11 protein-coding genes and 1 pseudogene are annotated in these 11,528 nt (G+C 28.3%); 11 read left to right on the top strand and 1 reads right to left on the bottom strand.

Features of this window, described 5'->3' with window-relative positions; translation table 11 throughout:
* The first annotated feature begins 126 nt into the window (after positions 1-126).
* On the top strand, positions 127-864 hold the full coding sequence (locus tag J1C67_RS13420) for a YebC/PmpR family DNA-binding transcriptional regulator (protein WP_089965499.1): 738 nt from the start codon (positions 127-129) through the stop codon (positions 862-864).
* 130 nt (positions 865-994) lie between these two features.
* Here J1C67_RS13420 and J1C67_RS13425 read toward each other — a convergent pair whose 3' ends face one another.
* A complete protein-coding gene (locus J1C67_RS13425; protein ID WP_167867090.1) occupies positions 995-2,467 on the bottom strand; it encodes a methyl-accepting chemotaxis protein in 1,473 nt (490 codons plus the stop codon).
* A 217-nt stretch (positions 2,468-2,684) separates the two neighbouring features.
* Between J1C67_RS13425 and J1C67_RS13430 the strand changes: the two genes are divergently transcribed.
* From J1C67_RS13430 to sufU, 10 genes and pseudogenes are all read left to right on the top strand, one after another.
* Positions 2,685-3,617 (top strand): polysaccharide deacetylase family protein, encoded by a 933-nt coding sequence (locus J1C67_RS13430; protein ID WP_167867089.1) that lies wholly within the window; start codon positions 2,685-2,687, stop codon positions 3,615-3,617.
* Positions 3,618-3,703: 86 nt separating this feature from the next.
* Positions 3,704-4,447, top strand: a pseudogene (gene sufC / locus J1C67_RS13435) (Fe-S cluster assembly ATPase SufC).
* A gap of 328 nt (positions 4,448-4,775) precedes the next feature.
* On the top strand, positions 4,776-5,180 hold the full coding sequence (locus J1C67_RS13440) for an S-Ena type endospore appendage (protein ID WP_167867088.1): 405 nt from the start codon (positions 4,776-4,778) through the stop codon (positions 5,178-5,180).
* 317 nt (positions 5,181-5,497) lie between these two features.
* Positions 5,498-5,797: a polysaccharide deacetylase family protein gene (locus J1C67_RS13445; protein ID WP_167867087.1), complete on the top strand. Its 300-nt coding sequence runs from the start codon at positions 5,498-5,500 to the stop codon at positions 5,795-5,797.
* On the top strand, positions 5,778-6,038 hold the full coding sequence (locus J1C67_RS13450) for a polysaccharide deacetylase family protein (protein ID WP_167867086.1): 261 nt from the start codon (positions 5,778-5,780) through the stop codon (positions 6,036-6,038). The genes J1C67_RS13445 and J1C67_RS13450 overlap by 20 nt, the downstream gene beginning before the upstream one ends.
* A gap of 366 nt (positions 6,039-6,404) precedes the next feature.
* Positions 6,405-7,148 (top strand): Fe-S cluster assembly ATPase SufC, encoded by a 744-nt coding sequence (gene sufC / locus J1C67_RS13455; RefSeq protein WP_167867085.1) that lies wholly within the window; start codon positions 6,405-6,407, stop codon positions 7,146-7,148.
* Positions 7,149-7,172: 24 nt separating this feature from the next.
* Positions 7,173-8,582 (top strand): Fe-S cluster assembly protein SufB, encoded by a 1,410-nt coding sequence (sufB, locus tag J1C67_RS13460; protein WP_167867084.1) that lies wholly within the window; start codon positions 7,173-7,175, stop codon positions 8,580-8,582.
* 11 nt (positions 8,583-8,593) lie between these two features.
* A complete protein-coding gene (sufD, locus tag J1C67_RS13465; RefSeq protein WP_167867083.1) occupies positions 8,594-9,700 on the top strand; it encodes a Fe-S cluster assembly protein SufD in 1,107 nt (368 codons plus the stop codon).
* The gene (locus J1C67_RS13470; RefSeq protein ID WP_167867082.1) at positions 9,690-10,919 is read left to right on the top strand and encodes a cysteine desulfurase; all 1,230 of its coding nucleotides are present in this window, start codon (positions 9,690-9,692) and stop codon (positions 10,917-10,919) included. Before sufD ends, J1C67_RS13470 begins: the two co-directional genes overlap by 11 nt.
* Positions 10,920-10,924: 5 nt before the next feature.
* Complete coding sequence (gene sufU, locus J1C67_RS13475; protein WP_089965511.1) at positions 10,925-11,347, top strand: Fe-S cluster assembly sulfur transfer protein SufU; 423 nt, start codon at positions 10,925-10,927, stop codon at positions 11,345-11,347.
* Positions 11,348-11,528 lie beyond the last annotated feature (181 nt).

Raw genomic sequence — 11,528 nt, forward strand, 5'->3', positions numbered from 1 at the left:
AAACTGTAAACGGTTATGTTATAATTTTATATATTAATTAGAATATATAATTATATATTTAGAGTGGGGATTTAGCTCCTTTAGGAGTGAATAAAAATTTATATTAAATGTTGGGAGGGCGTACAAATGTCAGGACATTCAAAATGGAAAAACATTGCAGGCAAAAAAGGTAAAGCAGATGCTCAAAGAGGGAAAATATTTACTAAAATAGGTAGAGAAATAATTGTTGCAGCTAAAAGTGGGGGCCCTCAGCCAGAGGATAATCCACGTTTAAGAGATGCAATTTCAAAGGCAAAATCAGCTAATATGCCAAATGATAATATAGAAAGAGCAATTAAGAAAGCAACTGGAGAACTAGCTAATGTTGATTATCTTGAAATAGTATATGAAGGGTATGGACCAGCAGGAATTGCAGTTATAGTTGAAACTTTAACTGATAACAAAAACAGATCAGCAGGTAGTGTAAGAAATGCATTTACAAAAGGTTTTGGAAATATGGGAACGCCAGGTTGCGTAAGTTTTATGTTCCAAGAAAAAGGACAAATTATTATAGAAAAAGAAGATAAAGATGAAGATGAATTAATGATGCTTGCCTTAGATTCAGGAGCAGAAGACTTTGAATCAGAAGATGAAGTATTTATAGTAACAACTTCACCAGAAGATTTTGGAGCAGTAAGAGAAGCCTTAGAAGGTGCTGGAATACAGTTCCTTGAAGCGTCAGTAACAAAAATTCCAGACGTTATGACTGAAATAGATGAAGAGGCAGCTAAGAAATTTCAAAAGATGTTAAATTTACTTGATGAGGATGAGGATGTTCAAGAAGTTTATCATAATGCTGAATTCCCTGAAGGTTGGGATGAGTAAGAAGTAACACTTGAGGTCAAAATATCTTAAAACCACAATGGAGTATTTTACTTTATTGTGGTTTTTTATTGTAGCACCAAAATAGAAAAAAGAATCTGTAACTTAATGAGTTACAGATTCTTTTTGTTTTTTATGTATGTAGTAATGAATTTAAATCATTTGTTATAAGTGATAATTCTTCTATGAAATTTTTAGCGTCTTTAGTATCAACTAAGTAGTTTTCTACTGTTGCATAAGTTTCCTCAGAATTTGCAAGAGTTTCTTCAGAAACAGCAGATAAATTAATTATTGATTTAGTAATTTCTTCATTAGATTTTAATGTGCTATTAATCTTATTATTTATTAAATTGATATTATCACTTAAGCTATCTAATGTTGATGATAACATATTTATTTTATTTTCAGTAGCACCTATAAGTGATACTGATTCGGTATTGGTTTTTGATAATGAATCTATTTCATTAAATACAAAGTCTACCTCTTTGTCTAGTTGAATTAAAATATTGCTAATATCAATAGTAGATTCTTTGCTTTGATCCGCTAACTTCCGTATTTCAGAGGCAACTATGGAAAAACCTCTACCAGCCTCACCTGCTCTTGCCGCTTCAATAGCCGCGTTTAATGATAAAAGATTAGTTTTTTCTGAAATAGATGAAATTATAGATATAATACCTAACACTTCTTTAGATTTATCCTTTAAATTCTGGAAAACATAAGTTAAAGAATTGTTTTTTTCATTAACCTCATTAGATTTTTTGGATAAAATTGTAATGGTTTCTAATGTGTTATTAAAGATTTCTTTACTTTGCATTGAATAATTTTTAATATCATTTGATAAGGTAGCAGTTTCATTAATCTGATTTTGTATTGAATCTGAGGATTTTTTTTGGTTATCAATATTGCCAGCAGTAGATTCACAGCCATTAGAAATTTCACTAATAGCAAGATGTATAGTAGCAGAACTAGATTCAATAGAATTAATAGAGTTACTTAAACATTCAGTATTAGTATTTAAAAGTTCAACAGCTCTTTGAATTTCAAAGAAAGTTTTTTCTTGTTCAATTTTTGCAATGGTTACTTTTTCTGATTCTATATTAACAGAAGTTCTAATGCTTTCAGAGAATTTTGTTACGCTATATACAGTATATATAACAAGTAAAACTACAACTGTTTCCAAAAAAATCATAGAAGAATTATCTTTATTTATATGGGTTATTGTCCAAATACTTATTAAGATTAGTGTTCCTATCGACATTCTTCTTTGAAAATTTAAATCTAAGTAAGTACTTGAAATTATTAATAGTGGGGCTATAAGTAATGGTGCAATAATTGTGTTTGAATAAAATAATAGTATTGAATATGCAATAGCAAAAGGAGTAGCGCATATACGACGTATAAAAATATTGCTTTCATCCTGTTTATGTTTAATAGTTGAAATTATAACTGGAATAATCATAAGAAAAATTGCTGAAATACCAGGTTCTATGGATATTGTGACTCTTTTAAGCATGCTTAATAAACCTATTGTATATGTAATAGCTAATATCCAAGAAAGTTTTATAAAGTTTTTATTTGTTTTAATTAATATAATTTGTTCGTTCATAATTTACCTCCAATATTTTAGATATTAATACTTTCGATAGGAATAGCCAAAACTTTATGGCTTATAAGAATTAAATAAATAATGACTAAAAAGTGGTAAAAACATAGCAATAGTAGGAGGGAAAAGATTAATATTTCAATTTAATGTCAGTATATATATTTACACCGGAATAGATTAAAAGTATAATTAGAATATATTAGTACAATTAGGAGGAGTTATGAAAGGCTTAATTAAAATTATAATTTTTATAATAGTAATAGTAATAGTATTTATAGGGATTTTTATGAAGAGTACATCTAAAAATTCTACTTATGCTAATGAGAAAGAAACACAAGCTGAGAAAGATAAAAATACTAAAGAAGATAATATAAAAGATCAAGAAAACGAAGCTAATAAAGAAGCCATGAAGATAGCGGAAATAAATAAAGAAGCTATGAATAAAAAAGAGAAAATTAAGTATGTAAATCTAACTCCGGGAGAAGTCTATATACCAATTCTTATGTATCATTCTATTTCAGATAGTGATAGTAAAAATAATTTATTGATCCCAGTAGCGCAATTTACTGCGGAAATGAGTTGGTTAAAAAAAGAAGGCTTTACACCTATGTTAATGGGTGAGGTTATTTCAGCTTTGAAAAGTGGAAAGGTACCTAAAAGACCAGTTGCGATTACCTTTGATGATGGATATGCAGATAATTATACAGCTGGGTATAAAGCTTTAATTGATAATAATATGAAAGCTACATTTTTTATAATAACTGATACAACAGATGTTGATTCTTCGTATATGAGCTCGGTAATGCTTAAAGAAATGGCTAGCAAAGGTATGGGAATAGAAAATCATACATCAAAACATATGGAGTTAAATAAATTAAGTAGAGCTGATAAAGTAAATATTATTAAAGCAGGAAAGGATTCCTTAAAAGCAAAGTGTGGGGTAGATAGTAAATATCTTTGTTACCCTGTTGGGAGATATGATGATGAAACAATACAGGTGGCAAAGGAATTAGGGCTAGAAGGTGCAGTGACAACAGAGGGTGGGCTGGCTAATATTAAAAATGGTGAGTTTGCATTAAAAAGAATAAGAATGTCACCTATGAAATTAGAAAATTTTAAAGCTATATTTGAAAGTTTTATGACAAATAATTAAGGGATATTCAAAAAAAATAATAAGCCAATACAATAGTTTGTTTTTTTCTTGATTTATTATTTTTTTAGATAAAGGAGAATTTAATTATGAATAATAATTTATTGAAAATAGAGAACCTAAAGACTATGGTAGAGGAAAAAGAAATATTAAAGGGATTAAACCTTGAAATAAATAAAGGCGAAATACATGTAATAATGGAACCAAATGGAGCAGGAAAGTCAACACTAGCAAATGCTCTAATGGCTCATCCAAGATATAGACAAGTTAATAGAGAAATTATATTTGATGGAGAAAATATAAATAATCTTAAAAATGATGAAAGAGCAAGACGTGAATTGTTTTTATCTTTCCAATACCCAGAAGAAATACCTGGGATAACTGTTGAAAATTTTTGAAAAACTGCAAAAAATTTAATTGATGGAAACTTACTTAAGTTTTTAAAATTCAGTAAAGACTTAAAACCAAATATGGAAGATTTAAAAATTAATACAGAATATGAAAAAAGATATTTAAATGTAGGTTCCTCAGGTGGAGAAAAAAAGAAAAATGAAATACTACAAATGCTTATGTTAAAACCTAAACTTGCAATATTAGATGAAACGGATTCGGGTTTAGACGTAGATGCTATAAAAATAGTTTCACAAGGAATTAAGATGTTTTCAAATGAAGAAACAGCGGTACTTATTATTACTCATAATACAAAAATATTAGAAAACTTAAAGCTAGATTATGTTCATATTTTAGTAGATGGGAAAATGGTTAAAACTAGTAATAGCACATTAGAAACTGAAATAGAAGAAAGTGGATATGAATCTTATAAAAATAATTAATTTATATAATTGGAGGTGAAGAAGTATGGAAATGAAAAAAAAAGACTAATGTTGATGAAGATTATGATGTCCAAGAAGTTTATCATAATGCATAATTCCCAGAAGGCTTTGATGAATAATCCTCTTAAATTAAGTAAAGTTTTATTAATTATGGATACCTTCTTATCAATTTAAATATTGATAAGAAGGTATTTTTATTATAAAAAATAATTGGTTATTAACAAAAATTAAATTACATAATCATAATTTTGTGTAACAAAATTATGATTATGTAATATTATATATTAAGACAAAATATTAATCTAAATGCATAAGGAGAGATTTTAATATGGAAGAAAATATGAAAAGAAATGGGTGTAGAGATCATCAAGGTCCAAATCTTTGTGATAGAAAAGTTAAAGAATGTGATATAGAAAGTATTTGTTGTGATGATTTTGTTAAGGAACAATTTAGTTTAAGAACAATAGCTACAAATACTGTTGTAATAGCTTATCAATCAACTGGTGGTAATATTGCACGTGGAACAGTAAAAGTACAAAATTTATCATCAAATACTTCTATAAATTTTACAGTAGCTGGTCCAAGCACCATAAATATAGTTGTAGCACCAAACCAAGAAGCTGCAATTACTGCAGCTGATTTAACTTCAGTAAGAGTTCAATCAATTGTACCAGGTAGTTTAGCGGGAGTAAAACTTTGCTTTGATTTACAAGTAGCTTCCCTTGGAGATTAATGAATCTATATAAAATTTAATATTATTCTGGGCAGAGCTTTCATCTCTGCCTTTTATATTAAGATATATATTAAACCTATTAATGAATTTAAATCATTTGTAAGTGTTACTAATTTATCTATATGACTTTTATATTTCTTATGTATTACTGTAGATATTATAAGCGGAGTAAACATAAGTAAGCCTACGAAAATTCCAGGTATTAAGGCAATAGTACCATTTCTAAGCATTAATTAAAATTATAATTTTTTTAACAATGATAGTGTTATTATCTGGGAGGATATTTATGAAGGTTACCTCTAAAAACTCTACTTACTATGCTAATGGAGGATGTTGTTAAGTCTTTAAAGACCGGAAATATACCTAAAAGACCAGTAGCTATTACTTTTGATGACGGTTATGCAGATAATTATACAGCTGGATTTAAAGCTTTAATGAATAATAATATGAAAGCTACATTTTTTATAATTACAGATAAAACAGATGTAGACTCATGGTATATGAATTCAACTATGCTTAAAGAAATGTTAAGCAAGGGTATGGGAATAGAAAATCATACATCAAAACATCAAGAATTAAATAAATTAAGTAGGGATAATGAAAGTAAGTATTATTAAAGAAGGAAAAGATTTTCTAAAAGGAAAATGTGGTGTACATAGTAAATATCTTTGTTATACTGTTGGGAGATATGATGATGAAACAATACAGGTGGCAAAGGAATTAGGACTAGAAGGCGCAGTTGCAACAGAATGTGGATTAGCTAATATAAAAACAGGCGAATTTAAATTAAAAAGAATAAGAATGTCTCCAATGGAAATAGAGAATTTTAAGGAGATATTTAAAAGTTTTATGCTCTAAGGAACATACTGAAAAGTAGAATTATCGGATAGATGATAGAAGAATTTAATAGTAGATTTAAATACCTCCAATTATTAGAGCCACTAATAATTGGAGGTATTTTTAATATTTATAAATATTGAAAACTAATTAGTAAATATATACCTATTATTCGATGAAATTATAAATACTTTAGTGGTTGTAATTAATATAATAGTAGTTTTATAGAAAAACACAAATAATTAATAGCTATCACTTAATAATAATTATTTTTGTTTAAAATCATTAAAATAATACTTTACTTAATCCTTAGTATTATGCTAAGATATAAATAAAGAAAGCCGAGTGAAGTAGTCGGGATAGTTTTAGATAAGGGAGCGATTAATTATGAATAATAATTTATTAAAAATAGAGAACTTAAAAACAAAGGTAGAGGAAAAAGAAATATTAAAGGGGTTAAACCTTGAAATAAATAAAGGCGAAATACATGTAATAATGGGACCAAATGGAGCAGGAAAGTCAACCTTAGCAAATGCTCTAATGGCTCATCCAAGATATAGACAAGTTAATGGAGAAATTATATTTGATGGAGAAAATATAAATAATCTTAAAACTGATGAAAGAGCAAGACGTGGATTATTTTTATCTTTCCAATATCCAGAAGAAATACCTGGAATTACAGTGGAGAACTTTTTAAAAACTGCTAAAAATTCAATTGATGGAAATTTACTTAAGTTCTTAAAATTCAGTAAAGATTTAAAAACAAATATGGAAGATTTAAAAATTAATACAGAATATGCAAAGAGATACTTAAATGTAGGTTTCTCAGGTGGAGAAAAGAAGAAAAATGAAATACTGCAAATGCTTATGTTAAAACCTAAACTTGCAATATTAGATGAAACAGATTCAGGATTAGATGTAGATGCTATTAAAATAGTTTCACAAGGTATTAAAATATTTTCAAATGAAGAAACAGCTGTATTAATTATTACTCATAATACAAAAATATTAGAAAACTTAAAGCCAGACTATGTTCATATTTTAGTAGATGGAAAAATAGTTAAAACTGGAGGTAGTACATTAGCAGATGAAATAGAAAAAAATGGATACGAATCATATAAAAATAATTAATTTATAAATTGGAGGTGAAAAAGTATGGAAATGAAAAAAAGAACAGAAGTTGATGAAATGGATAGAGGTATATATGACGTTAAAAATGAAGATACCTTTAGTTTTAAAACTGAAAAGGGATTAAATAAAGAAACTGTAGAAACTATATCTAAGGAGAAAAATGAACCTTTATGGATGAGAGAATTTAGATTAAAGTCCTTAGAAGTTTATAATAAAATAGCAATGCCATCATGGGGTCCAAATTTAGATGATCTTGATATGGATAATATAGTAACTTACGTACGGCCTAAAACAAAATTAGCTGAAAAATGGGATGATGTTCCAGATGATATAAAGAAAACTTTTGATCTACTTGGAATACCAGAAGCTGAAAAGAAATCTTTAGCAGGTGTTGGAGCTCAATACGATTCAGAGGTAGTTTATCATAGTATAAGAGAAGATTTAGTTAAACAAGGTGTAATATATACTGATATGGAAAGTGCGGTAAGAGATTATGAAGATATTGTAAAAGAATATTTTATGAAATGTGTTACACCAAATGATCATAAATTTGCAGCCCTGCATGGAGCAGTTTGGTCTGGAGGATCATTTGTATATATCCCTAAAGGTGTTGAAGTGGATATTCCTTTGCAATCATACTTTAGATTAAATTCACCAGGAGCTGGACAATTTGAACATACACTAATAATAGTAGACGAAGGAGCTAAACTTCACTTTATAGAAGGATGCTCTGCACCAAAATATAACACTACAAATTTACATGCCGGATGCGTTGAGCTTTTTGTAAAAGAAGGAGCAACTTTAAGATATAGTACAATAGAAAACTGGTCTAAAAATATGATGAATTTAAATACTAAAAGAGCTTTAGTAGATAAAAATGCAACAATAGAGTGGGTGTCAGGTTCATTTGGATCTAAAGTATCCATGTTATACCCAATGAGCATATTAAGAGGCGAAGGGGCTAGAGTTGAATTTACAGGAGTTTCTTTTGCAGGAAGTGGACAAAACTTAGATACAGGAGCAAAGGTTATTCATGCAGCACCTTATACTTCTTCAACAATTAATTCAAAATCAATTTCAAAAAATGGTGGAAAAGCAACTTATAGAGGTGTGGTTAAAGTAAATCCAAATGCTCATCACTCAAAATCTATGGTTTCTTGCGAATCTTTAATGCTTGATAATATATCATCATCAGATACAATACCAGTTATTGATTTAATGAATGATAATATTGAAATTGGACATGAAGCTAAAATAGGAAGAATTAGTGATGATGCTATTTTCTATTTAATGACTAGAGGAATAAGCGAAGAAGAAGCAAAATCTATGATGGTAAGAGGGTTTGTTGAACCTATATCAAAGGAATTACCATTAGAATATGCAGTAGAAATGAACAATTTAATTAAACTTGAATTAGAAGGAAGTATAGGATAGGGGTGAAGGATATGAATAAGATACAATTTAATAATTTAAATAAAACTCCTGTAAGAACAAAATCATGGCTTAAAGTAAATGATGTAAGCCTTGGTGATTATGAAATGCCGGAAATAAAAGCTTTTAACAATGTGGAGTTTATTAATGCAGATTCAAAGGTCGTTAGTATAGAAAAATTAAAAAGAGAAGATATATTTCCTTTAAATAAAAAATTTATCTATGGGGCAAGTGAAGAACTTGTAAACCAAGGAGAAAAGGAATTTAATGAAGGATATTTAATAAAGATAGAAAAGAACTCAAAGGTTATTGAACCTATAATAATTGAATTTAATATGGATAGTGAAAATAAAACTTTAGTTGATAATATAATTATTGTAGCAGAAGAAAATTCTAAAAGTAAAATAGTTCTTAAATATAAATCAATGGATAATAGCGAAGGATATCATAATGGAGTTTGCAAAATATTTGCTGAAAATAACAGTGAAGTACAAGTTATTAAGGTTAATTTACTAAATAAAAGTAGTGCTAATTTTGATTCGACTTTAGCAGATATAAGCTATGGAGGTTTAGTTGATTTTGTATCTATAGATCTTGGTGGAAAATATAGTGTAACAAATTATCATGGAGATTTAATTGAAGAAAACGCAAAATCTACATTATCTTCAATATATTTAGGTGAAGATAAAAAAGTTATAGATATGAATTATGTTATGACTCATAGAGGGAGAAGAACTAATTCAGAAATAATAACTAAAGGTGCTTTAAATCATGAAGCTAGCAAAATATTTAGAGGAACTTTAGATTTTAAAAAAGGAGCATCTAAAAGTGTTGGGGCAGAAGATGAATATTGCATGATGCTGTCACCTAAGGTTAAAGCAAAGGCATTACCATTATTACTTTGCGCAGAAGACGATGTTTCAGGACAACATGCTGCATCTTCAGGAAAAATAGATGAGGATAAACTTTTCTACTTAATGACAAGAGGAATAAGCTATGATGATGCAAGAAGAGTAATAATTGAAGCTTCATTTAATCCTATAATAGATAAAATAAAAGATGACTGTATTAAAGATGAAATACTAATTGAAATTAAGGAGAGGTTAGCAAATGGAAACTAGAGATTACTCCAAAGATTTCAAAACTTTAAATATAGAAGTAAATGGGAATAGATTAGTTTATTTAGATAGTGCAGCAACAACTCAAAAACCAAATGTAGTTATAGAAGCTATTAAAAATTATTATGAAAATATTAATGCAAACCCTCATAGAGGAGCTTATTATTTAAGTGTTGAAGCTACAAAAGCTTATGAAGAATCAAGAGAAACTGTTAAGTGTTTTATTAATGCGAAAACTTCAAAAGAAGTAATTTTCACTAAAAATGCAACAGAAGCCTTTAATCTTTTAGCTTTTTCATATGGAATGGATAGTGTTAAGGCTGGAGATGAAATTGTTATATCTATTGCAGAGCATCATTCAAACCTTATACCCTGGCAACGAGTTGCAAAAGCTAAAGGTGCAACACTTAAATATATGTACACAAATGAATTTGGAGAATTAACACTTGATGAAATTAAAAGCAAAATTACTGAGAAAACAAAAATAGTAAGTGTAGCTCAAGTATCCAATGCTTTAGGAACAATAAATAACATAAAAGAAATTATAGATTATGCACATTCAAAGGGTTCTATAGTTATAGTAGATGCAGCTCAAAGTATCCCACATATGAAAGTAGATGTACAAGAGTTAGATGTAGATTTCTTAGTGTTTTCTGGACACAAACTTTTAGCACCAATGGGAATTGGAGTGCTATTTGGAAAAGAAGAATTACTACAAAAAATGCCGCCATTTATGTTAGGTGGAGATATGGTTGAATATGTATATGAGCAAGAAGCGACTTTTGATGAGTTACCTTTTAAATTTGAAGGTGGAACCCAAAATGTTGAAGCTGCAATTGGGCTTAAAGTAGCTATAGATTATTTAGAAGAAATAGGTATGGAAACTATTGCTAAAATAGAAAAAGAACTTATGACTTATGCTATGGATGAAATTAAAAAGCTTCCTTATGTAACAGTTTATGGGCCAAGTAAAATAGAAAATAGAAGTGGAGTAATATCCTTTGAAATAGAGGGAGTTCACCCACATGATGTTGCATCAATATTTGATAGTCATGGAGTAGCAATTAGAGCTGGAAATCATTGTGCTCAACCTCTTATGAGATATATGGGTATAAATTCAACTTGTAGAGCTAGTTTTTATCTTTATAATAAAAAAGAAGATGTAGACAAATTAATAGAAGTAATAAAAAGTACCTATAATATGTTTTCAAAATGGAGGTAAGTTAAATGGATTTAAATTCAATATACACAGAACTTATAATGGAGCACAGTTCATCAAAGCATAATAGAAGAAGCTTAGAGAATCCAAATGTATGTGAAAAAGGTCATAATCCAAGTTGTGGAGATGAGATATCATTAGAATTAAAATTTAATGGAGATATTATCGAGGATATGGCATTTACAGGCCAAGGTTGTGCTATATCACAAGCATCAACATCTATTATGATAGATTTAATAAAGGGAAAAAATAAAGAAGAAGCAATGAAACTAGTAGAAACTTTTATTGGAATGATAAAAAGAGAAATAACAGATGATGAGACGCTGGAAGTTTTAGAAGATGCATTTGTATTTAAAAATATATCAAATATGCCAGCTAGAGTTAAATGTGCAGTAATTGCATGGCATACTTTAAAAGAAGCTATTAAATAAGTTTAGAATGCTTTCAATGTAGATATACTCATGAATGAGTAACTATATTGAAAGCATTTTTTTTTGTAGCATAATAAGAAGAAAAAATATAAATATAAACATAAAGAGAAAAAATAAGAAAATATTAAGAAATTGTTAAGGATATATTTGGATAAATACTTTATAATATACATATAAAGTT

The sequence above is a fragment of the Clostridium gasigenes genome (genome assembly GCF_017348895.1).
GTDB lineage: Bacteria > Bacillota > Clostridia > Clostridiales > Clostridiaceae > Clostridium > Clostridium gasigenes.

Excerpts from the sequence above, each read along its gene's own strand:
- J1C67_RS13420 (WP_089965499.1), top strand. The coding sequence starts at position 127 with ATGTCAGGACATTCAAAATGGAAAAACATTGCAGGCAAAAAAGGTAAA.
- J1C67_RS13425 (WP_167867090.1), bottom strand. The coding sequence starts at position 2,467 with ATGAACGAACAAATTATATTAATTAAAACAAATAAAAACTTTATAAAA.
- J1C67_RS13430 (WP_167867089.1), top strand. The coding sequence starts at position 2,685 with ATGAAAGGCTTAATTAAAATTATAATTTTTATAATAGTAATAGTAATA.
- J1C67_RS13440 (WP_167867088.1), top strand. The coding sequence starts at position 4,776 with ATGGAAGAAAATATGAAAAGAAATGGGTGTAGAGATCATCAAGGTCCA.
- J1C67_RS13445 (WP_167867087.1), top strand. The coding sequence starts at position 5,498 with ATGCTAATGGAGGATGTTGTTAAGTCTTTAAAGACCGGAAATATACCT.
- J1C67_RS13450 (WP_167867086.1), top strand. The coding sequence starts at position 5,778 with ATGAAAGTAAGTATTATTAAAGAAGGAAAAGATTTTCTAAAAGGAAAA.
- sufC (WP_167867085.1), top strand. The coding sequence starts at position 6,405 with ATGAATAATAATTTATTAAAAATAGAGAACTTAAAAACAAAGGTAGAG.
- sufB (WP_167867084.1), top strand. The coding sequence starts at position 7,173 with ATGGAAATGAAAAAAAGAACAGAAGTTGATGAAATGGATAGAGGTATA.
- sufD (WP_167867083.1), top strand. The coding sequence starts at position 8,594 with ATGAATAAGATACAATTTAATAATTTAAATAAAACTCCTGTAAGAACA.
- J1C67_RS13470 (WP_167867082.1), top strand. The coding sequence starts at position 9,690 with ATGGAAACTAGAGATTACTCCAAAGATTTCAAAACTTTAAATATAGAA.
- sufU (WP_089965511.1), top strand. The coding sequence starts at position 10,925 with ATGGATTTAAATTCAATATACACAGAACTTATAATGGAGCACAGTTCA.